The sequence below is a fragment of the Bacillus sp. L381 genome, from assembly GCF_030284525.1.
GTDB lineage: Bacteria > Bacillota > Bacilli > Bacillales > Bacillaceae > Bacillus > Bacillus amyloliquefaciens.
In genome coordinates this window covers 3624286-3647966 of record NZ_CP127224.1, presented here as the reverse complement: position 1 = coordinate 3647966, position 23681 = coordinate 3624286, and the positions used below count along the sequence as shown (strand labels likewise).

Below are 23681 nucleotides of genomic sequence, written 5' to 3'. Positions count from 1 at the left end.
GCCGGCTTTGCAACTTTTGCAAAACCGGCTCATGTTTATTTTTGGAACAGCTTTTTCGCTTCATCCATTGCTAATTTATTTCCCAGTGCCGAATAATCAAGCCAAGGCTGATCGGCGATCTTATAGACATGATTTGCTTTAACCGCCTTCAGGCCTTTCCATACAGCGCTTTTTTGCAATTCTTTATAGGCTTGCTGTGATTTGTCGTCTCTGTTAACGACGACGAAAATCGCATCTGCGTTGTAATCAGGCAGAACCTCTTGAGAAATGACCTCATAAGGGCGGGAGGTGTTCATTTCTTTAATGCCGTCAGCCGGCTTCAGCTTCAGATCATCAAACAGAATCGGACCCATCGGGCGGCGTGTGCTGAAGACGCGAAGCTCTTTTGCGTTCACGCGGATCGCCATAACTTTGGCGTTTTTCCCTAATTCCTTATTGATCATGGATCTGACTTGTTTTGTTTCATCTTCGTAATCTTGAATAAAGGTTTTCGCTTCTTTTTCACGGTTGACGATTTTTCCGATGTCTTTTAAATGATCGCGCCAAGTGCCTTTATCAAGGTCGAACACGTGTGTGTTTCCGATTTTTTTGTATTTTGACACATCTTTTCCTGCAAATTCTTTATCAAGATAAATGTTGTCAGGGTTCAGCTCAAGTAAAGCTTCCATATCCGGATCTGAGGCAGGGCCGAGTTTTTTCGTGTCTTTCAGCTTATTTTTCACATGAGGGAGAAAATCTTTTAATTCTCCGCCCACGACGGAACCGGCCGGTGTAACGCCGAGAGCCAGCAGGTCATTTGTCAGGTGAATGGACATCGATGCGATTTTATGATCGCCGGATTTCTTTTTTGTCTCCGGCTGTGTTGAATCGGATTGGCAGGCAGCCAATAAGAAAATACACATGAAACTGACGAGCGCAATTATTTTTTTCATGAGAAAGCTCCTTATTTTATGTTTTGATTTTCATGACCAGATAGAGAAAATACGGCGCGCCGATGGCTGCCGCAACCACTCCGGCCGGAATGGCGTTCGGCTGAAACAAAGACCGGCCGATGGTATCTGACGCGACAAGAATGACAAGGCCGATTAACCCCGCAATCGGGATAATATGCTGATGCATGGTGCCGACGAGCCGTCTCGCCAAGTGAGGGGCGGCAAAGCCGATAAAGCCGATTCCGCCCGCCATCGCGACACTCGCGCAGGATAAGCCGACCGCTATGGCGATCAGCATGATCCTTTTTCGCTGTACGTGTGCGCCAAGCCCCGCGGCTGCCTGGTCACCAAGCATTAAAATATTCAAAGACTGGGCGTTAAGCCATGCCAGCGGTGCGAGAATGCCGATCCAGGGCAGCAGCGACCACACATGAATCCAGTCCCTGCCCCAGACGTTTCCGACCAGCCAGCGGGACGCGAATGTATAGGTTTCTTCATTCAGGCGCAGCGACATAAACAATGTAACGGCGCTGAAGCCCGCGGAAACGGCGATCCCGACTAACAGCATGCGGATCGTTAAAAAACCGTTCAGCCTGTCGTACGTAAGCAACACGATCAGCAGGGCAGCGAGGGTTCCGCCCGCAAACGTAAATAACGGGATGAACATCGACGCCTGCGCCTCCAGTGAATGAAAGAACGTGATATAAATCATCAGACCGAACGAAGCGCCGGCATGCAGTCCGAGAATGCCCGGATCGGCAAGCGGGTTTCGGGATACACCCTGCAAAATAGCGCCCGACACGCCTAAACCGATACCGGCAAGCATCGTCACCAGAATCCGGGGAAGCCGGTAATCAAATAAAACGGTTGTGCTTTGAAACGTACCGTATCCGAACAGCGTTTTTCCCACCGTAAGAGGAGAAAGCCGGAATGAGCCCGTATGTAACCCGATCAGGATAATGCAAACGGCGATGACCAGCAGAATGAGGCCTGCCGCCGCCGCTTTTTTTGTTTCCTTCTGCACCTTCATTTATAAATCTCTCCCTTCCTTGCGGGCAATGTAAAGAAAGAAAGGGACACCGACAAGTGCGACCATAATGCCTATCGCCAATTCTCTCGGGGGACTGACTGTCCTCGAGGCCAAGTCGGCCAAAATCAAAAGAATCGCGCCAAGCAATGCGGACATCGGAATAATCAGCCTGTACGTAACGCCGACGATCTTCCGTGCGATATGGGGAATGACCAGCCCGACAAAGCCGATTGCACCGGCAGCCGAAACAGACACACCGGCAAGAACGACGGAGATCATTAATCCGGCGGCACGCGTCAGAGCCGTGTTCACCCCTAAATTCGCCGCAACGTCATTGCCCATTGAGAGAAGGGTGACGGACCGGCCCATGAATGTCGCCAGAATGATGAAGACCGCAATGACGGGAACGAGGACTTGTAAATGTGCCCACTTGATCCCTGATACCCCGCCGGCATACCAGAAGGCCAAATCCTGGCTTAAATCGTAATAAATCGCCACACCCGTACTGAGTGAATGCAATAGAGCGGCTACAACCGCCCCGGCAAGCGTCACCTTTAAAGGTGTCATGCTGCCTTTTCCCGCCGCACTGATAAAGAAAATCAAGGCTGTGCTTGCCAGTGCGCCGAAAAATGAGAGCACCATCAGCAGGGCGTATGACAAATGAGGGAAAAAAGCAAAGCTAAGCGCAACAACAAACATGGCCCCTGCGTTTACGCCTAAGACACCCGAATCGGCAAGCGGGTTTCTCGTGACACCCTGCATGAGGGCGCCGGCTGCTGCAAACGCGGCTCCTGTAACGGCCGCTCCGAGCACTCTCGGCAGGCGTAATTCATGAATGATCTGCTGGCCCGTAATGTTTGGGTTGTAATCAGCAACAGCCGACCAAACCGTATGTAAAGTAATGTCTTTCGCGCCGAATGAGACGGCGAAAAAAATAGAAACAAGCAGTCCGAGCACCGCAGCCAGGAAGAAAATCCCGTTTTTTAAGATGCTGAGCAGACGGTTTGCGGACGTGACAGAATCGCTCAAAAATCAATTCACCTACTTTTATGATCATTGTCCGGTATTGAACATGAGAATCATTTTCAGTTGAACCATCATATTATAACCAGCCGATTTTCAAAACGCAATAGAGTGTTCAACAATGACGCCCTTTTTTCTTTCATGTTTATATTGTAAAAAAGAAGTGAAAAACGTGAAAGAGGGAAATGGCTATATTCAGAAAAGGAGGAAGACGGATGAAGGGAGAACGAAAGCCTTTGCCGATTGAATTTTTCCAGAGACCGTCAGTAGAGCTTGCTCCTTTATTGCTCGGCTGTCTCTTGGTGAAGGAAACGGATGAGGGAACGGCTTCAGGCTTCATCGTTGAAACGGAAGCTTATATGGGAGCGGAAGACCGGGCGGCGCACAGCTTCGGCAATCGGCGCACGAAACGGACTGAAATCATGTTCCATGAGGCGGGCCGCATTTATACATACGTCATGCACACCCATACATTAATGAATGTTGTCGCCGCTGACATCGGCATTCCGCAGGCCGTGTTAATCAGGGCGGCAGAACCTCATGAAGGACAGTTCCTGATGGAGCGCAGGAGACCGGGCAGACGCCCTAGAGAGTGGACAAACGGCCCGGGAAAACTCACAAAGGCGATGGGCATTTCAATGAGTGACTATGGCGGCATGATCACGGAACCGCCGCTGTTTATTACGGAAGGCTTTACGCCGGAGCATATATCAACAGGCCCGAGAATCGGGATTGAAAACAGCGGAGAAGCCCGGGATTATCCGTGGCGCTATTGGGTGACGGGAAATCGGTATGTCTCACGATGACCATGTTTACAGCTGCTGATAACAGGGGAAAGACAAGGTAAAAGAAAGGGGATTCAGACATTGAAAAAATTTTTCAAAACAATTATCAAATGGGCGCCCATCATCTATCCGATCATTAGAAAAATTATAAAAGAACGGAAGGCATCTAAGCGAAACCGCATGTCCGCATCCCGAACAGCCGGCTGATCCGGCTGTTTTTTTACGGGCTTTCTATCGGGCTGCCGCATTGACTTGAAATCCTCCCCATTATAGAATTTACATTACATTTACCCCTTCCTCATCCTTTTTGCCCATTTTTTACGATTGCATTTGATCTGATAGGAGGTTTTTCTCATGCTTCATGGGCGGCTTCGTGAACTTCTGCGCTTGCTTTTAGCTGCTGAAACACCGATTACAAGCTCAGTCATCGCTGCAAATGTAAAGGTAACGACGCGGACGGTCCGCAATGACATAAAGGAACTGCAAACCGTTGTGGAAAAACACGGCGCTTCCATTCAATCTGTCAGAGGGAGCGGCTATAAGCTGCTGATCCGCAATGAGCAGCCGTTTAAAAACTGGCTTCAGGACAATTTCCAGCAGAACAGCGCCGTGCCGATTTTTCCCGATGAACGAATTCATTATCTTATGAAAAGACTGCTTCTGACCGACGGCTGCCTCAAGCTGGATGACTTGGCAGAAGAACTGTTCATCAGTAAATCCACGCTTCAATCTGATCTGAAAGAAGTAAAAAAGCGGCTCCGCCCCTATGACATCGTTTTGGAAACAAGGCCGAACTGCGGATTTAAGCTGCGCGGCGAAGAGCTCCGCCTCCGTTATTGTATGGCGGAATACTTAGTGGACGACCGCGAGCCTGAGCCTGATCTCCTGAATGAGAAGGCCGGTATTTTGCCGAAAGAAGACATTCATGTGATCCGCACAGCCATTATGAAGCAGGTTCGAAACCACAAGATTCCGCTTTCTTTCTTCGGCCTGAACAATCTCATCATCCATATCGCCATTGCCTGCAAACGAATCCGGACGGAAAACTATGTATCTCTCATCCCGGAGGATCTTCATGACATTAAGCTTGAAACAGAATATCAGTCAGCGGAAGCCATCGTAAATGAGCTTGAATCGGCGCTTTCCGTCACCTTTCCCGAACAGGAAACCGCCTATATCGCCATTCACCTGCTGGGGACAAAACGCATGACCCAGTCACAAATTGAAGGAAAAGAGTTTACAAGGCTGATAGACGGAGAAACCAGCCGTTTAACGGAAGCCATGATTGAAGCCATTGAGAGGGAGCTGGAGCTCGGAATCACGGACGACAATGAGCTGAAAACGGGTCTTGCGCTCCATATCAAGCCGGCGATTAACCGAAACCGCTACGGAATGAACCTGAGAAACCCGATGCTTTCCGCCATCAAAGAAAATTATCCGCTCGCATTTGAAGCGGGAGTGATTGCGGGAATCGTGATCAAGGAGCAAACCGGGATTGATATTCATGAAAATGAGATCGGCTATTTGGCGCTGCATTTCGGAGCCGCCATCGAAAGGAGAAAGACGGAACGGCCGCCTAAACGCTGTTTGATTGTCTGTGCGTCCGGCGCCGGCAGTGCGCAGCTTTTAAGAGAAAAGCTGCGTTCCCGGTTCGGAAAGCGCCTTGAAATCGTCGGAACGGCTGATTACTACAGTCTTGACCAGCTTTCTTTTGAGTCGATTGATTTTGTGGTCAGCACCGTGCCGATCAAAATAGACTTGCCCGTTCCCGTTTTAAAGGTTCATACGCTGTTGGGCGGCGGGGACTTTACCAAAATTGATGCCATGCTGGAAGAAAAGCGGGAACAATTGAACTTTCTGAAACCGGAGCTGATATTTTTGCAGCAGGATCTGGAGACGAAGGAGGACGTCATCCGTTTTCTCGGGCAGAAGGTTGCAGAAGCCGGCCTCGCCTCTGATTCCCTGACCGATTCTATTTTCGAAAGGGAAGCGATTTCTCCTACGAGTTTCGGTAATCTCACGGCGATTCCGCATCCCCTCGTTCCCCAGACAGACACGACGTTTTGGGCGGTATGCACGCTGAAGAAGCCGATTGACTGGGCGAATAAGCGTGTCCAATTTGTCTGCCTGCTCTGCGTCGAGAAAGAAAACAAAGCCGACCTCCAGCATATGTACAAATGGCTCGGCGGTATATTAGATGATCAGGCCGCGGTGAGCCGTCTTTTAAAATGCACAACCTATCAGGAGGTTTTACAAGTATTCAGAGACAAACGATCTGAGAAAGACCGGGATACACCTTTTTTCCGTTAGCAGCGGAAAAAGCCTGAGTAGTTATGAAAGCGATTTCATAATATGATGGTACTAACATCGAGACATACAAAATATCAAACTTTCAGGAGGTCTTTTACATGAATATATTACTCGTTTGTGCAGCAGGGATGTCTACAAGCTTACTCGTTACCAAGATGGAAAAAAGCGCGCAGGAACAAGGGAAAGAATATAAAATCTGGGCGGTGTCAGGCGATTCAGTCAAGCAGCATATTGATAAAGCGGACGTATTGCTGCTTGGGCCTCAAGTCCGTTATTTGCTTCCGCAGCTGAAAAAACTGGGTGAATCAAAAGGAGTGCCGGTTGAAGTCATCAATACCGTCCATTACGGCACGTGCAACGGAGCGGAGGTTCTGAAATCAGCAGAACAGCTCGGAAACGCATCATAGAAAGGGGCGGGCCGTGTGAATAAGGTGAACCAGTTTTTAGAAGAGAAAGTTATGCCCATTGCCGGAAAAATTGCGTCTCAGCGGCATCTGCAAGCATTGCGGGACGGGATCATCCTCACCATGCCGCTTATTATCATCGGTTCATTTTTTCTGATCATCGGCAACCTGCCGATTCCGGGATATGCGGATTTCATGGCAAATACGTTCGGAAGCTCGTGGTCTCAAAAACTGCAATATCCGGTTGATGCGACCTTTGAAATCATGGGTCTTGTCGCCGCTTTCGGGATCGCCTATCGCCTGGCCGAAAAATACGGGGTAGACGCTTTATCGGCCGGTGCAATATCTCTGGCGGCATTTCTTTTGGCAACGCCTTACAAAGTGCCGTTTCTGCCTTCAGGCGCTAAGGAGGAAATCATGGTGGGCGGCGGCATTCCGCTTTCTCTCATGGGAAGCAAAGGGCTGTTTGTCGCGATGATCATCGCCATGCTGTCAACGGAGATTTACCGCCTGATCATACAGCGGAATTTCGTATTTAAAATGCCGGACGGCGTGCCTCCGGCGGTCAGCAAATCGTTTGTCGCTTTAATTCCCGGCTTTGCCGTTATCTTTCTGATCTGGGGCGCACGTTTAATTGTCGAAGCGACGCCATTTGAGAGTCTTCATAATATTGTAAGCGTTTTACTGGGGACGCCGCTCTCGATTCTCGGCGGAAGTCTCGGCGGAAGCCTGATAGCTGAAGCGGTTCAAATGCTCTTGTGGGCGTGCGGATTACACGGAGCAAACATTGTCGGCGGTGTTATGGCGCCGATCTGGTACGGAGCGATGGATGCGAACCGGGTTGCTTTTCAGGCGGGCGATGCGCTTCCGAATATTTTCACCCAGCAGTTCTTTGAAATCTGGATCAACATCGGAGGAAGCGGCGCGACACTTGCACTCGTGGTCACCATGTTTCTCCGCGCCCGAAGCAAACAGATGAAGCAGCTTGGGAAACTCGCCATCGGGCCGGCCATCTTTAATATTAATGAGCCGATTATTTTCGGAATGCCGATCGTCATGAACCCGATGCTTCTCATCCCGTTCATCCTCACACCGCTTGTCACACTGACACTGACCTATATCGGCATGAGCACCGGCCTCGTCGCCAAACCTGCCGGCATTGCCGTCCCATGGACGATGCCGCCGATTTTCTCCGGCTATCTTGCCACAGGCGGAAAAATATCAGGGGCTGTCATGCAGGCGATCAACATCATCACAGCCTTTATCGTGTACTACCCGTTCTTCAGAATGTGGGATTCACAAAAGCTCAAAGAAGAAAACGAACTTGAACAATCGCAGGCGCCAGCCGTACAGGGAGACGAAACAGCCGTGCTGTAGAGAAAGGGAGTGAAACACATGAATGAGAAAATGGAACAGACCATTTTTCAGATCATCCTGCATGGCGGAAACGGCAGGAGCGCCTCCATGGAAGCCATAGCCGCCGCAAAGCAGGGAGACAGAGCCCTGGCGGAAGAAAAGCTTCAGGAAGCCGCAAGGGAACTGACAGAAGCCCATCATTATCAGACAGAACTGATCCAAAACGAAGCCGGCGGAGAAAAAACAGACATGACGCTTTTGATGGTACATGCGCAAGATCACTTGATGAATGCCATGACCGTGAAAGATTTGGCCGCAGAGTTAGTCGAGATTTATGAAAAAGTGAGTCTGCAAGGGGGAGCAACAATATGACAAAAGGAATTAAAATCGTAACGATCGGCGGAGGATCAAGTTATACTCCGGAGCTTGTAGAGGGCATAATCAAACGCTATGATGAACTGCCTGTCAGAGAATTATGGCTCGTCGACATTCCCGAAGGCGAGAAAAAACTCAATATCGTCGGCACGCTTGCAAAACGCATGGTCGAAAAAGCGGGTCTTCCGATAGAAATTCACCTGACGCTTGACCGCAGAGAAGCCTTGAAGGATGCAGACTTCGTGACGACTCAATTCCGCGTCGGCCTTCTTGAGGCCCGCGCCAAAGATGAACGGATTCCGTTAAAATACGGCGTAATCGGCCAGGAGACAAACGGTCCGGGCGGTTTATTCAAAGGGCTGCGCACCATTCCGGTCATTCTGGAAATCGCGAAAGACATCGAAGAGCTTTGTCCGAATGCATGGCTTGTGAACTTCACAAACCCTGCCGGCATGGTCACCGAAGCTTTGCTCCGCTATTCGAATCTGACAAAAGTCGTCGGCCTCTGCAATGTGCCGATCGGCATTAAAATGGGCGTCGCAAAAGCATTGGATGTGGATGTCAGCCGGATTGAAGTGCAATTTGCCGGGCTGAATCACATGGTCTTCGGATTAGATGTTTTCTTAGACGGCGTCAGCGTGAAGGATAAAGTCATTGAAGCCATGGGAGATCCGGAAAACGCCATGACGATGAAAAACATTTCCGGGGCGGAATGGGAGCCTGAGTTCCTGAAGGCGCTCGATCTGATTCCTTGCGGCTACCACCGCTATTATTTTAAAACGAAAGAAATGCTCGAGCATGAAATAGAAGCATCTCAAACGGAGGGCACACGCGCCGAGGTCGTGCAGAAGGTTGAGAAAGAACTGTTCGAACTGTATAAAGATCCGAATCTCGCCATCAAACCGCCGCAGCTTGAAAAACGAGGCGGGGCGTACTACAGTGACGCGGCTTGCAATCTGATCAGCTCCATCTATAACGACAAACATGATATCCAGCCCGTCAATACAATAAACAACAGCGCAATCGCCAGCATCCCGAATGACTCAGCGGTGGAAGTGAACTGTGTCATAACGAAAGACGGTCCGAAACCGATCGCCGTCGGCGATCTGCCGGTGTCTGTCCGCGGCCTCGTCCAGCAAATCAAATCATTTGAGCGTGTCGCCGCGGAAGCAGCTGTCACGGGAGATTATCAAACGGCGCTTCTCGCGATGACGATCAACCCTCTCGTCCCGTCAGACACCGTGGCAAAGGCCATTCTGGATGAAATGCTTGAGGCGCACAAAGAACATCTGCCTCATTTCTTTAAGTCGATTGAAGCATAAAAGCACCAAAAAAACCCGGATTCATTTCCGGGTTTTTTGTTTATTTTGATTCGCTTAATGAGGCGACTGCCGTCGTCCAGCCGAACACGTCGGCCTCCGCGCCCTTTTGAATGCCTGTAATGGTATCATACAATTTCTTCGAGATCTCTCCGGTTTCACCGCCGCCGATGACAAGACTTTCATCATTCCAGATCAATTCGCCGACCGGAGAAATGACCGCCGCCGTACCGGTTCCGAATGTTTCTTCCAAACGGCCGTCACGATGCGCCTGAATGACTTCGTCGATCGAAATTTTCCGCTCAGACACAGTCAGTCCCCAATGTTTGAGAAGGGCGATGACGGAATTTCTCGTAATTCCTTCAAGAATGCTTCCGTTCAGCTCCGGCGTCACGATCTCGCCGCTGATTTTGAAAAAGATGTTCATGCTGCCGACTTCTTCAATGTATTTTTTTTCAATGCCGTCAAGCCACAACACCTGAGAAAAGCCTTTCTCTTCCGCAACCTGCTGCGCCTTCAGGCTTGATGCGTAGTTGCCGGCCGTTTTCGCGTTTCCCGTACCGCCTTTGACGGCGCGCACGAATTCATTTTCTACGGCGATTTTCACCGGTTTAATGCCTTCTTTGTAATAAGAGCCGACCGGCGAAAGAATGATAAAAAGCTTGTACGTATGGGATGCCGCTACACCGAGGAAAGGCTCGGTCGCAATGATAAACGGACGGATGTAAAGGGAAGTGCCTTCCGCTTTCGGAATCCAGTCTTTGTCGATGGCTACGAGCTGCTTCAGGCCTTCAAGAACAAGCTCTTCATCAATGAGCGGGATGCAAAGGCGGTCATTTGACTGATTCAGGCGCTCCATATTTTTCTCCGGTCTGAACAGAAGCACTTCCTGATCTTTCGTTACATACGCTTTAAGCCCTTCGAAAACGGTTTGCCCGTAATGATAAACCATAGCCGCAGGATCCATTGAGATGGGCTGATAAGGGATAATTCTCGGGTCGTACCACCCTTGATCGGCGTCGTAATCCATGACAAACATATGGTCTGTGAAAATTCTGCCGAACGCGAGGTCATGGGGGTCCGGTTTCGTTTTTTTAGCTGAAGTCAATTCAACACGAATGTCTTGTTTCATAATGTTCTGTCTCCCTATTGGTGTTATTGTCAAACTTATTTGAAAATAATTTATATTCTATTGTATACCTTCAACAAATATTCGCAATAGTTTTCCTCAAATTTGTGAAAAAATCAAATCACATAAAAAGCAGGGGAGAAAAGCCCCCCTGCGTGTTCGTTTTTTTCGTATTCGGTCATCACCGTGCTCAGTGAACCGTCACCTTGCCGGTTTTGTAAAACTGCTCCATCGCTTTATCGACGTACACCCAGCCCTTCCAGGCGATATGGATGGTATCTTTCATAAAGTACGGATCATATTCGTGCCCGGATAAGTCGGCAACCTGAAAGCCCTTCGCTTTAATTTGCTTTGTGACTTTCTTGTAGTAATCAGTCCGGCCTTTTTTCGGGAAGCCGGTGTAGTCATACCATTTTCCGTTGACCGGAATAACCACAAACATCGGATCAGCGCCGGCATCTTTCAGAATGCTCAGCATATCTTCAAAGTCGTTATATTCGACTGATTTGGCGTATGTTCTGCCTTTGTTGATTCCTTTTACTCTCTTTACCTTCTTCTTAATTTTTTTATAAGAAGCGTCATCGATATAGAAAGGGTTGGATTTGGAGTTCTGTTCTCCTAATTGAGAGGCGGCTGTTTTCAGCTCTGACCAAGACTTCCCTTTCAGGTTTTCAGAGATCGTCCGCTCAGGGCCCTTGGTTTCTCCCATTGAATAATAAAGATCTTTTTTCTCAAGCAGAGAATAATAAGCCTTGGCAGCCGGCATGACCGCTTTCACTTTCCATGATTGTCCGTTGACCATTCCCTTGTACAGTTCAGAAAGGACAGCATCATGCTGAACAACTTTAAAACGAAGCATGCGCTTCATCATGTTCTTTTTGACTGAGGGATCAATCTGGTCATTAAATGCTAAATCCAATGCCTGGAGTGATGAAAAATTCGGTGCAAAGTGCTGTTCATCAGAACCTTTTTTGATAAACCATTGCGGAGAAACAATGAATACCAGCTTTTTGCCTTTCAGCTGCTGATAATGCGCCGCAAAGTTCACGGCATGTATCAGGGATTGATCCCCGCCTTTTCCGACAAGATAAGGCGTAAAGCCTTGGTTGTTCACTTGAAAATAGTTGGACGGATGAAACTCATCCAGTCTTGAAAGCTCGGAAGAACCGAAAATCGGCAGATACTTCGAGTCTTCGAACATTTTGTTTTGCAGATAGAGCCCTTGGAACATATTCGGGTTCAGGGCCGCTGCCGACTCTTCGACACGTTTTTCAGGTATGAAGCGCGTAAGCCATGAAGCCGGAACTGCGATAGCTCCGACAAACAGGACAAACGCTAAAATAATAGGTCCAAAGAAACGCTTTTTCATTTACTTCAACTCAGTCAGTTTGTTTACAATGTTGTTTGGCGTATTCCATTCGTCACGGTCAAATTCAGTGATCGGCACCGTAATGCCGAAACGGTTTTCGATGGCAACAAGCAGCTCTACAGTTCCGAAAGAATCAAGCAGTCCTTCTTCAAAGATTTCAATATCAGGATTTTCTTTAACAACGTCCTCCTGACAAACTTCAGCTAATACGTCCAATACTTCTTGTTTAAATTCCATGTGTTTTCAATCTCCTTTAGTGATGATGAAATGGTTTTCCTGAGAAAATATAAAATCCGAAACATACGAAATGGAATGTGATGACAATGGCTAAAAAGGCCGTAAAACGGTTGGCAGGCAGCCACTTGTATTTCTTATTCCACTTCTCAAAAAAGTTATACCCCGTCATTAACACGGCGTGGTACAGGCCGTACACAATATATTGCAAGGCAAGTCCATGCCAGACGCCCATCAGCATGAACAGCAGGAAATACCCGATGTTCGAGACGGCCATCCGGTTCTTTATCCATTTTTTCTTTGTCATCCAGAATACAAAGCGCATAAATACGTAGTCTCTGAACCAAAAGGATAAGGACATGTGCCAGCGGTTCCAGAAGTCTTTAATGTTTTTGCTGATAAACGGCTTATTAAAGTTTTCCGGAGATTTGATACCCATAATGTAGCTGACACCGACGGCAAACATCGTGTAACCCGCAAAATCAAAAAACAGGTACAAGCTGTATCCGTACATGTACAGCACATTACCCCACAGTTTGCTGTGGGTGATATGAGACAGATTCATAATGAAGTACGTGTTAATCGCATATCCGATAATGAATTTGTACAAGAAACCGATAAAAATTTTATGAATGCCGGTATACAATAAATCAGCGTATTCTTCCTTTGTCCATACTTTCTGTTCGTCCTTGGCAAATCTGCGGTATCTGTCGATCGGACCGGAAGAAATGGTCGGGAAAAACATAATAAAGTACAAAAGACGGTGAAGCGGCATTTTTTCTTTAATCAGTCCGTCTCTCGTTTCCATGATCAACTGGACGCCTTTAAATGTCAAATAAGAAATCCCTAAGAAACTGATCAGGTTTTGAACCGGATGATGAGGCGCCGGCGGAAAGAAAAACGGCCATAATTTAGATAAAAACAGGGGTAAAATGGACGCGATCACGGCCATACTGAAGACAAAGCCGCTGTTGGCTTTCAGTCTGTAAGCGAGATACCCCCTGATTAAAAGCACCTGCCACAGCGTAAAGATACATAATGCGATCACGCCGTGCAGATCATGCGAGAAAATCAAAGCCAGTACGATGATGGATATAAACATGTTGTATCCTTGAAATCTCTTGCCGTTCAGCCCTAAAATAATCGTCGGCAAGAGAAGGATTCCAAGTAGGATAAAGAAGAAAAACGAGCTGTAAGGCGTCATACAAGAACCTCTTCGCCAATGCGTTTACGGTCGATTTTTCCGTTCGCAGTCATTTGAATGTGATCCTGATAAATGAATTTTCTCGGAATCATGTAGGCCGGAAGCGAAGCGGCCAGCTCTTTCTTAATGGCGCTTGTCAGCTGGAATTCTTTTTCAAAATCATGTTTTTCAGGCACGATGGCGGCAATTAGATATTCGACAGTTCCGTTAGGCTGATACGGGATGACAACCGCTGATCGTACATATTGAGACTGCCTTACATGGACTTCGATTTCCTCAAGCTCCATGCGGTAGCCGTGAAGCTTAATCTGGAAATCAAGGCGTCCTTGGCAGAAAATCTGACCTTCTTGAACATATCCGGCATCACCCGTATGATATGCCCACTGTCCGTCAACAGAGAAAAACGCTTTTTCCGTCAGAGACGGCTCTCCGAGATAGCCTTTGCTCACGCTCGGGCCGGCGATGATGATTTCCCCTTTTTCTCCGTCCGGAAGCTTATTCCCGTTTTCATCCATGATGAAGATATTCATATCGGGTTTTGCAAAACCGACGGGCAGAGATTCATTTTCATCGATGACCTGCTGCGTAATCTCAACGGAGGTGACGGCAACCGTTGTTTCAGTCGGGCCGTATGTATTGAATACACGGGCCTTCGGAAAACGGTTTAACAGTTCCTGCGCCACGGCAGCCGGAAGGGCTTCTCCGCAAAACATAAATACTTCTGTGTCAGGCAGGAGCTCCTGCGTAAAGCCGGGGTCCATCAGACACATTTGGACGAAAGACGGCGTCGATGTCCAGACGTTCAGTTTGGATTTCTCCAGCTCTTCGAACAATACTTTCGGCTTATTGATTTTGTCTTTCGTTACGCAGTGCAGCGTACCGCCCGTTTGAAGCGACGGGAAAATATCCATGACAGACAAATCAAAAGAAAACGGAGCTTGGTTTAAGAATGTCTTGCCTTCGCCCACAGGAAAATCCCTGCAGATCCAGTCAGTGAAGCTTTGCAGGTTATCAGCTGATATTTGCACGCCTTTCGGATTTCCTGTGCTGCCGGACGTGTAAATAATGTAAAAAGTGTCCAGCTCTTTTACCCAGTTCTCGCGGCTGAGGTCTGCATCTCCGTCAGCTGCAAGTTCTTCGGGTGTAACAGTTTTAATCAGATTGCTTCCCGTATCGACTGCATCGCCCGATACGCTGATGAGCAGCTCTGCGCCTGAGCTTTCAATGATTTTGACGATCCGCTCCGCCGGAATGGATACATCGACGGGGATGTAAGGGCGGCCCGCTTTGACGCTTCCTAAGAAAGAAACGATCATATTCGGCTCCATATGTCCGTAAACCAGAACAGGCGTTTTCGAACCGTCAGCCGTATGTTTTTGAATGCCGGACGCGACCCGCTCCGACAAATCCCATAATTCCCCGTAAGTGAGGGAATGATCTAAGGAACGAAACGCTTCGGCCTGAGGCTTGGCGTCTGCGTATGTTTTTATAGCATCAAGTAGTTTCATAGTTATCCTCCCCGATTAGAAATCGTTGTAAATATAAGTGCCGGTATTTGCTGTATGAAAACCATACATCCAAAAGAGCAATACTAATATCAGAAAATAAAAGCCTGTATGAAACGTCCATTTGACCAATGTATTTTCATAAGCACGTTTTAATTTTTGCATCATGTTAAATTCCTTCCCGCGTATTCAATAATTACACCAGTATATGACGATTAGATTAACAAAAAGTTTCAAAATATGTCTAATATCCTAAGCTTAAAATTTCCTTAAAAATGAATGAGAAACAAAAGGCTGGAAAACACGCATGTAAAAATTCGCGAAAGATCATACTAAAAAAGCGCTGTGCAGGCGGGATTTTTAACTTACGTAAATATAATTGAGGTAAAAAAAATTTGCCGGCTTTTTCTTGGTCTGGTTGTGCTGAATCCCAATGGAGAAGGGCGAAAAGCCGTTTCCGGCAGGAAAGCTGATAAAGCGCCGCATCTTGTGAAATGAGGAAGAAATTATTATGATAGATAAGGTAGCAGAAAACATGAAAACCCCAATTCAACACTACTGTTATCGGCTGACTGTGAAAGCCTTTTAATAGAAAGGAAGAGGAAAATGAATCAAAACAATATGGGAGGCAGCCAAAAGACGCCTGAAAAAGAAAGCATGGGCCGTATTTTGTGGCAGTTAACCCGCCCTCATACATTAACGGCATCGTTTGTGCCCGTACTTCTCGGCACCGTATTGGCGATGTTTTACGTAAAGGTTGATTTCCTGCTGTTTTTGGCCATGCTGTTTTCCTGCCTTTGGATTCAGATCGCCACGAACTTATTCAATGAATATTACGATTTTAAACGCGGTTTAGATACGGAGGATTCCGTCGGTATCGGCGGAGCGATCGTCCGCCACGGCATGAAGCCGAAAACAATACTGCAGCTGGCGCTCGGCTCTTATGCGATTGCCCTCGTGCTCGGTGTTTATATCTGCATGAGCAGCAGCTGGTGGCTTGCGGCAATCGGCCTTGCCGGCATGCTGATCGGCTACCTGTATACGGGCGGCCCGCTGCCGATTGCGTATACACCGTTCGGGGAACTGTTCTCCGGCATTTGCATGGGTTCTGTATTTGTCCTTATTTCTTTCTTTATTCAGACAGGCGAAGTAAATGAACAGAGCATTTTGATTTCCATTCCGATCGCCATCTTGGTCGGGGCGATTAACCTGTCCAACAATATCCGTGATATTGAAGAAGATAAAAAGGGCGGACGTAAAACGCTGGCGATTTTGATGGGGCATAGAGGAGCCGTCATAATACTGGCCGCATCCTTTGCCATCGCTTACATCTGGATTGTCGGTCTTGTCATCATGGGGTACACAAGTCCGTGGCTGTTCCTGGTCTTTTTGAGCGTGCCGAAACCGATTCAGGCCGTGAAAGGCTTTGTGAAAAACGAAATGCCGATGAACATGATTATTGCAATGAAATCAACGGCGCAAACCAATACATTCTTCGGATTCCTGCTTTCAATCGGACTCCTGATCAGTTATTTCCGCTGATCAAATAAAAAAGCAAATGTCATAACCGGCATTTGCTTTTTTTATGAAATAATCTTCACGATTTTGTAAAGAACCTCACTGCAAACCGACCCGTCTAATACGTGGACAGCAAAGCAAGGAGATGAAAAAAATGGACTTATCAACAGCCCATATGGATGATTTAAAAACAGTTATGGAAGATTGGAAAAATGAATTATTAGTTTATAAATTTGCTTTAGATGAGCTGGATACGAAGTTTTCTATCATCAGCCAGGAATATAATCTGATTCACGGGCATAACCCGATCGAGCATACAAAATCACGCGTAAAAAGTTTTGAGAGCATCGTCAACAAACTGATGCGCAAAGGCTGCGATGTGACGACGCAGGAAATGAAAGAGCATATTCATGATATCGCGGGTGTCAGGATTATCTGTTCCTTTATTTCCGATATTTATAATGTCGCTGAGGTTTTGAAGCAGCATAAGGACCTGAAAATCGTGAAGGTGAAGGATTATATCAAACATCCAAAGCCGAACGGCTACCGCAGCCTGCATTTGATTATTGAAATTCCCGTCTATTTGACGAATCGTGTGGAATATGTGAAGGCGGAAATCCAAATCCGCACCATCGCCATGGATTTTTGGGCGAGTCTTGAGCATAAAATTTATTATAAATTGAATAACGAAGTCCCGAAGCATCTGACCGACGAGCTGAAGGAAGCGGCGGAAATCGCCCATTATTTAGACGAAAAAATGCTTGGGATTAAGAAAGAAGTCGATTAGCATCACAAACAGCCGGACCGCTTTTATGTGCAGTCCGGCTGTTTATTTATCCGTTTACGCGCAGCTGTACAAATTTTCGCTTGCCCACCTGAATCGTCATGCCGTCTTCTGCGGTAATGACGGTATGAAGGGCATCCGTTTTCTCCCCGTTCACTTTGATTCCGCCGTTTTGAATCATACGGCGTGCTTCGCTTTTTGAAGAAAAGAGGCCAATCGTGACGAGCAGCTCAATAAGGGGCACGGTCTTTTCTCCATCCCATATGACGGTTTTCATATCTTCAGGCAGGCTGTTTTGCTGGAAGACACGTTTGAAATGCCGTTCTGCCGCATCCGCCGCTTTCCTGCCGTGGTACATTCTGACGATTATACCCGCTAAGATCATTTTGGCATCTCTCGGATGAAGCTTTCCTGATTCCAAATCCTTCTCCATCTGTTTTTTCTCCGCAGGCTCTAAGTCTGTCGCTAAATGAATATATGTTTTCATCAGGCTGTCCGGCAGTGACATCGTTTTGCCGTACATGTCGTTCGGATGCTCGTCAATACCGATGTAGTTGTTTTTTGATTTAGACATTTTTTCAACGCCGTCAAGACCCTCCAAAAGCGGCATGAGGATGACGACCTGCTTTTCTTTTTTGTAGCGTTCTTGGAAATGGCGGCCCATCAGCACGTTAAAATGCTGATCCGTACCGCCGAGTTCAATATCGCTTTCGAGAACGACAGAATCGTAACCCTGCATCAGCGGGTAAAAGAATTCGTGAAGTGAGATCGGTTTTTGCATGGCGATGCGCTCCTCAAAGTCATCGCGCTCCATCAGACGGGCGACAGTAATTTTCCCCGCTAATTCAATCACATCTTCCAGATTCAATGTCTTCAGCCATTTTGAGTTGCAGTGAAGTTCAACTTTGTCTTGATCCAGCACCTTGCCAAACTGTTCAAAGTAGGTTTTGGCATTGTGCTGGACTTCTTCATCAGTCAGCTGTTTTCTGGCTTGCGACTTCCCCGTCGGATCACCGATTTTTCCGGTGAAGTCCCCGATAACAAGCTGTATGATATGGCCGTTTTCTTGAAATTGGCGGAGTTTGTTTAACACGACGGTATGTCCCAAGTGGACGTCGGGTGCGGACGGATCAAGGCCGAGTTTAATGTTCAGCGGCTTGCCGGATGCCACTGATTTGGCGATTTTATTTCTCAATTCTTCAGGCGGTATGACGTCCGCGGCGCCGGTCATGTACAAATCCAGCTGCCTTTGCACTTCTTTTTCCTGATCATTCGTTAAAGTGATTGATTCCATCTTTTACATCCTCCTTTTTTTAGCCAAACAAAAAAGCCGCATCCCAAAAGGGACGTGGCTGTATGCACGCGGTACCACCCTGATTGAAGACGACGTCTTCCGCTCATTCGAATAACGGTTTCCCGTTCTTTGCTACTGAAGTTCACAAAGAAAGCTCAGGGAGGTAATTCACGTTTGTCTTTGTGCCGGCTTGCACCATCCGCCGGCTCTCTGAAACAGGGAGACAATCCGTTACTGATTCCCGTCATAGCTGCTATGTTATGAAATTGTCAGCGATTTTTTGCAGCAGGGCGGACAGCGTTTTTTGTTCCTGTTTATCCAGACAGGCCGTCAGTTCAATTTCCCCCTGATGAAAGTCGGGGTAAAGATCTTCAATAACCTTTCTGCCCTCATCGGTAATACTGACGAATACAAGCCTGCGGTCTCTTTTGTTCGTTTGTCTGCTGCATAAGCCCTTCTTCTCCAAAGTGTTCAAGACATTGCTCGCCGTCGCCGCGGTAATTCCGGATAGAGCGGCTATCCTTCTTGTATCAAGCGTTTCCCATTCACAAAGGTCATACAGGATGGAAAACGCCGTCCATGATAATTTGTGTGCCGACAGCACCTCTTTCTCCATTTTTACACGGAGCTGCTGGGCGGACCGATAGAGTGCAGCGGCAATATAGGCCGCCTCTTTGTTTCGGCCGGATAGATCGGAAAAAGGCCTGTTCGGCTTCTTATTGTCTGATCCGGCATCGTTGCGATTCGTCAATGGCGTCATGCTCCTTATTATTGTCAGAATCATTAGCTATGAAATGAATTTTAACAGAGAATGCAAAAGATATCAAATCGCAAACAGCACATTCCCGCGCAAAAAATGTGTGGGATCAAGGTTTACTTTTTTCAAAAAGGGAAAGACATTTGTACAACAAAAAGGGAGATGAATATCAGTGGGAAAAAATGAAACAATGCATATCGTATCATGTGCTGATGATCATTATGCTCGTCATTTGGGTGGGATGTTCGCTTCTTTATTGATGAATATGGACAAAACAAGGGATGCGAAATTATATGTAATCGACGGCGGAATTACTGCCGAAAACAAGGACAAGCTTGAACAGACCGCGATGTCATTCGGAGCGCCGCTTGAATTTTTAGAAGTGGATGCTGATCAATACAAGCATGCCGTCGAAAGCAGCCACATTACTAAAGCGGCTTATTACCGCATTTCCATCCCTGATTTAATTAAGGATGAGTCTGTGAAGCGGATGATCTACATTGATTGCGACGCGATTGTGATGGAAGATATTTCAGCTCTATGGGATTTGAATATTTCCCCGGCAATTGTTGCGGCGGTAGAGGATGCCGGACAGCATGACAGACTGAAAAAAATGAATATCAGCGATACTGCCAAGTATTTTAATTCCGGCATTATGATTATAGATTTCGAACCTTGGAGAAAACAAAATATTTCCGAAAAGGTGATTGATTTTATCAATGAAAACAGTTCGGAGGATTTTCTCGTATTTCATGATCAGGACGCGCTTAACGCGATCTTATATGATCAATGGCATGAACTGCATCCGCGCTGGAATGCGCAGACGCATATTATCATGAATGAGAAAACGCCTCCTGAACTGATTGACCGTATACGATACAGAGAAACACGTGCCGAGCCGGCCATCGTCCATTTCTGCGGAGGAGACAAGCCTTGGAATACAGGTACCGCGCACCCGTACCGTGATCATTATTTCCGATATATGTCCTTTACGAAATGGAACACGATCGACCGCCCGGCTATGAACCAATAGGCAGGTGTGATGAAAACGCTTGTGAAGCCGTTATCCGGCTCATAAGCGTTTTTTAATGTTTTACCCGGATCGCGCGCACACGTTTTTGCAGACTGGTCTTTTCGGCAGACGGCTTCAGCCGGCTGACCGCCGTTTGTGCCGCTGATTTTGCCTTTTTCGTTTTGGTTTTTTCGGCCGTTTTCACTTTGTCTCTTGCTTGTTTCCGGTTGATTTTATCTTTTATCCGCTCAAGCCGTTTTTCCAGGGCGGTTTTTTCTTTTCCCGGCTGGAGCTCGCTGACTGCTTTTTTGGCTTTGGCGGCGTTGGCCTCAGAGGTCTTTTTTTCCGCCTGCTTGACGCTGGCTTCGGCTGTTTTCAAAAGGCCTGAGTTGACAGCATCCAGCCGCTTTTGCAGCCCTTTTTTCTCTGAGCCGGCCGCTAATTTGCGGATGGCGCTTTGGGCGGCATTGACGGCGGTTTTTTTCTTTTGTTTTTCGGCAGTCCGGACTTTGTCTCTTGCATCCGTCACATTTCTTGCGGCTTGAACTTTATTGATTCGCGCCTCAAGTGCGGTTTTTCCCTTTGACTTGGGAAGCTTGCTGACCGACGTTTTTGCTTGATTGATATCTGCCTGCTTTTTCGTTTTTTCCGCTTTTATGACGGCCTGTTCGGCAAAACTTTTTTGGTTCGTATAATATTGCACCAGCCCGTAACCGAATCGGCTGTCACGTCCGGGAGCGCCTAGGTCTTTGACGTTTTGCCGCATCTGCTGCCGGAGCTGCGTATTTGTTTCCTCCGGATATTTCTGCTTGAGCAGTGCGAACATGCCGGTGACGTGCGGAGCGGCTTGAGATGTCCCGTCCGCCGTTGCATACATTTGATTCAGGTAAGTGCTTGTTATATTGGTGCCGGGTGCGGCAAATTCAATTTCTTTTCCGGTCGTGGAAAACGCCGCAAGTCCGTTTTTTTCGGTTGACGCTGAGACTGCCGTTACGCTGCTGTAGGCGCCCGGATAATTGACGGGTTTTTTATTGCCGTCATTTCCTGCGGCGGCTACGATCACGATTCCTTTTTTGTAAGCTTTGTCGACGGCGTCGTGAAGAATTTTGCTGTCTGCGTTTGTTCCGAGGCTCATATTGATGATGTCCATTTTATTGGCGATTGACCAGTCGATCGCTTTAAGAAGGCTTTTAAGATCTCCCGCACCTTTTCGATCCAAAGCTTTAACCGCATATAACCGGACATCCGGCGCGATGCCGTCAATGCCGTATCCGTCATGCTTGGCCGCAATGATCCCGGCGACATGTGTACCGTGTCCGTTGTCATCTTTGTATGAGGATGTATAGCTGACTGCGGAATAGCCTCCCGCAATGGAAAGGTCATCATGAGGATAAATCCCGCTGTCAATGACAGCCACTTTCACCTTTTGTCCCGTCAAGCCTTCTTTCCAAGCCTGCTTGACCTGTGTCGGTTCTATATCCCATTGCGGCAGCGCGTAACTGCTGCTTGGAGCCGCTGATAACAGGTGTACATCAGAGCCGCCTGCTGCCTGAAAGGATACATTGTCTTCTACATATAAGATGTCAGGATCTTGCTTCAGGTCTTTCACCGTTTGCGAATCGGCCGACACGGCGACTGCCGGGAGATGCTGATAGGTCTGTTCCACATCCGCTCCGCTGTCTATGGCGGATTCCTTGCCGTTTTGATTTTTGTACACTACGATAACGTCCCGGTCGTGCGTCTCGGCGTGCGCTGGCGCCGCGGCGGAGAATAGGCTGACGCACAAGGCAGCGGCCATTATCGGTTTTAGGATGTGATGCATTGTGGTTCCCCCTTTTTTCTTTATATATCGGCAGTGCGGAATTCTTTTTTTCCTAAGGGAAAAGGAAAATTTCTGTATGCAAATGTAAACGCTTTCAAAATATGATGAAGAAAATGCTTTAAGACATTTGCGCAATGAACTCAAAAAGGGGGTTTTTTGATAAATGAGTACGTTCAATCGGGTAATGGAAGAAAAAATCATGCCTGTCGCCGGAAAAGTCGCCGGTCAAAGGCACTTAAGAGCTTTGCGTGACGGCATTATTCTGTCTATGCCGCTTATTATCATCGGATCGGTTTTTCTGATTCTGACGAGTCTTCCGATTCCCGGTTACGCCGATTTTATGGCGGGTCTTTTCGGTGAACATTGGGTTGAAAAGTTCGGGTATCCGGTGAATGCGTCCTTTGACATTATGGCGCTCGTCGCCGCCTTTGGAATAGCTTACCGGCTTGCAGAAAGCTATGAGGTGGATGCCCTGTCGTCGGGAGCCATTGCCCTTGCCGCCTTTTTATTGGCGACGCCGTATCAGATTCCGTTTATTCCTGACGGCTCGGCAACAGAGATTATGGTGGGAGGCGGCATCCCGATTTCACTGCTCGGAAGCAAAGGTCTGTTTGTCGCGATGATCATTGCAATGCTGTCTACGGAAGTGTACCGGTTTATCATCCAAAGAAATATCGTCATTAAGATGCCTGACGGAGTGCCGCCTGCGGTCAGCAAATCGTTCGTCGCGCTCATTCCCGGTTTCATTATTATTACGCTCGTTTGGCTGGCCCGTCTGTTTATTGAAATGACTCCTTTTAAAAGCCTTCACAATGTCGTAGGCGACCTGCTGGGCACCCCGCTGTCTATTTTAGGCGGGAGTCTCGGCGGAAGCCTTGTCGCCGAATTCGTGCAAATGCTGCTTTGGTCTTGCGGCATACACGGCGCATCCATTATCGGCGGAGTCATGTCACCGATCTGGTACGGGGCGATGGACGCCAACCGTTTGGCTTTTCAAGCGGGAGAAGCGCTGCCGAGCATTTTTACGACACAGTTCTTTCAAATATGGATTAATGTCGGCGGAAGCGGAGCGACGCTAGCCCTTGTGCTGACCATGCTTGTGCGCTCCAGAAGCAAACAGATGAAACAGCTCGGCCGTCTCGGCATCGGGCCTGCGATATTTAACATTAACGAACCGATTATTTTCGGAATGCCGCTCGTCATGAATCCGCTGTTAATCGTGCCTTTTATCATCGCGCCGCTCTTGACCATTACGGCGACGTACATCGGAATGAGCACGGGGATGGTGGCAAAACCGGCGGGAATCGCCGTGCCGTGGACGATGCCGCCGCTGATTTCAGGTTATCTGGCGACGGGCGGGAAAATCTCCGGTTCGGTGATGCAGCTGATCAACCTCCTGATTACATTTATCATTTATTATCCGTTTTTCAGAATTTGGGATCTTCAAAAATGGAGAGAGGAACGGGAAGCGGCGCAAAACGTCACAGAAGAAACATAAAAAAACGGGCGCTTCCGCCCG

23 protein-coding genes and 1 other annotated feature are annotated in these 23681 nt (G+C 47.7%); of the genes, 11 read left to right on the top strand and 12 right to left on the bottom strand.

The window, feature by feature from the left end; translation table 11 throughout:
• Positions 1–35: 35 nt before the first annotated feature.
• The 3 genes from QRX25_RS18735 to QRX25_RS18725 are packed head-to-tail and all read right to left on the bottom strand — an operon-like array spanning position 36 to position 2961.
• A complete protein-coding gene (locus QRX25_RS18735; protein WP_115996525.1) occupies positions 36–932 on the bottom strand; it encodes an ABC transporter substrate-binding protein in 897 nt (298 codons plus the stop codon).
• Between the two features lie 16 nt (positions 933–948).
• Complete coding sequence (locus tag QRX25_RS18730; protein ID WP_212099815.1) at positions 949–1962, bottom strand: FecCD family ABC transporter permease; 1014 nt, start codon at positions 1960–1962, stop codon at positions 949–951.
• Entirely contained in the window at positions 1963–2961 is a 999-nt protein-coding gene (locus tag QRX25_RS18725; RefSeq protein ID WP_249199341.1) for a FecCD family ABC transporter permease, read from the bottom strand. It lies immediately after the preceding gene.
• Positions 2962–3200: 239 nt separating this feature from the next.
• Between QRX25_RS18725 and QRX25_RS18720 the strand changes: the two genes are divergently transcribed.
• The 7 genes from QRX25_RS18720 (at position 3201) to licH (ending at position 9537) form a co-directional block, all read left to right on the top strand.
• Positions 3201–3791: a DNA-3-methyladenine glycosylase gene (locus QRX25_RS18720; protein ID WP_212099810.1), complete on the top strand. Its 591-nt coding sequence runs from the start codon at positions 3201–3203 to the stop codon at positions 3789–3791.
• A gap of 60 nt (positions 3792–3851) precedes the next feature.
• The gene (gene yxzF, locus QRX25_RS19885; RefSeq protein WP_373925705.1) at positions 3852–3977 is read left to right on the top strand and encodes a small protein YxzF; all 126 of its coding nucleotides are present in this window, start codon (positions 3852–3854) and stop codon (positions 3975–3977) included.
• Positions 3978–4124: 147 nt separating this feature from the next.
• Positions 4125–6080 (top strand): transcriptional regulator LicR, encoded by a 1956-nt coding sequence (gene licR / locus QRX25_RS18715; protein ID WP_065982663.1) that lies wholly within the window; start codon positions 4125–4127, stop codon positions 6078–6080.
• 98 nt (positions 6081–6178) lie between these two features.
• A complete protein-coding gene (gene licB / locus QRX25_RS18710; protein ID WP_013354068.1) occupies positions 6179–6487 on the top strand; it encodes a PTS lichenan transporter subunit IIB in 309 nt (102 codons plus the stop codon).
• A 15-nt stretch (positions 6488–6502) separates the two neighbouring features.
• Positions 6503–7861 carry a PTS lichenan transporter subunit IIC gene (licC, locus tag QRX25_RS18705; RefSeq protein WP_212099807.1) on the top strand — a complete coding sequence of 453 codons (1359 nt, stop codon included), beginning with the start codon at positions 6503–6505 and terminating at the stop codon, positions 7859–7861.
• Between the two features lie 18 nt (positions 7862–7879).
• The gene (licA, locus tag QRX25_RS18700; protein ID WP_065982661.1) at positions 7880–8212 is read left to right on the top strand and encodes a PTS lichenan transporter subunit IIA; all 333 of its coding nucleotides are present in this window, start codon (positions 7880–7882) and stop codon (positions 8210–8212) included.
• Positions 8209–9537: a 6-phospho-beta-glucosidase LicH gene (gene licH, locus QRX25_RS18695; protein WP_212099804.1), complete on the top strand. Its 1329-nt coding sequence runs from the start codon at positions 8209–8211 to the stop codon at positions 9535–9537. The genes licA and licH overlap by 4 nt, the downstream gene beginning before the upstream one ends.
• A 40-nt stretch (positions 9538–9577) precedes the next feature.
• On the opposite strand, the gene QRX25_RS18690 is transcribed toward licH, so the two are convergent.
• From QRX25_RS18690 to QRX25_RS18665, 6 genes are all read right to left on the bottom strand, one after another.
• Entirely contained in the window at positions 9578–10669 is a 1092-nt protein-coding gene (locus QRX25_RS18690) for a branched-chain amino acid aminotransferase (RefSeq protein WP_212101808.1), read from the bottom strand.
• Positions 10670–10853: 184 nt separating this feature from the next.
• On the bottom strand, positions 10854–12032 hold the full coding sequence (gene dltD, locus QRX25_RS18685) for a D-alanyl-lipoteichoic acid biosynthesis protein DltD (protein ID WP_212099800.1): 1179 nt from the start codon (positions 12030–12032) through the stop codon (positions 10854–10856).
• Positions 12033–12269 (bottom strand): D-alanine--poly(phosphoribitol) ligase subunit 2, encoded by a 237-nt coding sequence (gene dltC, locus QRX25_RS18680; RefSeq protein ID WP_013354062.1) that lies wholly within the window; start codon positions 12267–12269, stop codon positions 12033–12035.
• Positions 12270–12285: 16 nt separating this feature from the next.
• Positions 12286–13470, bottom strand: coding sequence for a D-alanyl-lipoteichoic acid biosynthesis protein DltB (gene dltB, locus QRX25_RS18675; protein WP_115996538.1), 1185 nt, complete (start codon positions 13468–13470; stop codon positions 12286–12288).
• Positions 13467–14978, bottom strand: a complete 1512-nt coding sequence (gene dltA, locus QRX25_RS18670; protein ID WP_212099797.1) for a D-alanine--poly(phosphoribitol) ligase subunit DltA — start codon at positions 14976–14978, stop codon at positions 13467–13469. The genes dltB and dltA overlap by 4 nt, the downstream gene beginning before the upstream one ends.
• A gap of 15 nt (positions 14979–14993) precedes the next feature.
• A complete protein-coding gene (locus QRX25_RS18665; RefSeq protein WP_013354059.1) occupies positions 14994–15143 on the bottom strand; it encodes a teichoic acid D-Ala incorporation-associated protein DltX in 150 nt (49 codons plus the stop codon).
• A 438-nt stretch (positions 15144–15581) separates the two neighbouring features.
• On the opposite strand from QRX25_RS18665, the gene QRX25_RS18660 reads away from it, so the two are divergent.
• Entirely contained in the window at positions 15582–16517 is a 936-nt protein-coding gene (locus QRX25_RS18660) for a 1,4-dihydroxy-2-naphthoate polyprenyltransferase (RefSeq protein ID WP_013354058.1), read from the top strand.
• Positions 16518–16647: 130 nt separating this feature from the next.
• Entirely contained in the window at positions 16648–17280 is a 633-nt protein-coding gene (gene ywaC, locus QRX25_RS18655; RefSeq protein ID WP_013354057.1) for a GTP pyrophosphokinase YwaC, read from the top strand.
• 46 nt (positions 17281–17326) lie between these two features.
• Here the strand turns inward: ywaC and tyrS are convergent, their stop codons facing one another.
• Positions 17327–18571, bottom strand: coding sequence for a tyrosine--tRNA ligase (tyrS, locus tag QRX25_RS18650; protein ID WP_115996542.1), 1245 nt, complete (start codon positions 18569–18571; stop codon positions 17327–17329).
• Between the two features lie 45 nt (positions 18572–18616).
• Positions 18617–18828 (bottom strand) — a binding site (T-box leader).
• Positions 18825–19322, bottom strand: coding sequence for a MarR family winged helix-turn-helix transcriptional regulator (locus QRX25_RS18645; RefSeq protein WP_014419207.1), 498 nt, complete (start codon positions 19320–19322; stop codon positions 18825–18827). It overlaps the preceding feature by 4 nt.
• Before the next feature lie 178 nt (positions 19323–19500).
• On the opposite strand from QRX25_RS18645, the gene QRX25_RS18640 reads away from it, so the two are divergent.
• Complete coding sequence (locus QRX25_RS18640; RefSeq protein WP_115996544.1) at positions 19501–20361, top strand: glycosyltransferase family 8 protein; 861 nt, start codon at positions 19501–19503, stop codon at positions 20359–20361.
• A gap of 52 nt (positions 20362–20413) precedes the next feature.
• Here QRX25_RS18640 and QRX25_RS18635 read toward each other — a convergent pair whose 3' ends face one another.
• Positions 20414–22162: a S8 family peptidase gene (locus tag QRX25_RS18635; protein WP_115996545.1), complete on the bottom strand. Its 1749-nt coding sequence runs from the start codon at positions 22160–22162 to the stop codon at positions 20414–20416.
• A 163-nt stretch (positions 22163–22325) separates the two neighbouring features.
• Here QRX25_RS18635 and celB point away from each other — a divergent pair, with 163 nt between their 5' ends.
• On the top strand, positions 22326–23660 hold the full coding sequence (celB, locus tag QRX25_RS18630) for a PTS cellobiose transporter subunit IIC (RefSeq protein ID WP_115996547.1): 1335 nt from the start codon (positions 22326–22328) through the stop codon (positions 23658–23660).
• The last annotated feature ends 21 nt before the right edge of the window (positions 23661–23681 follow it).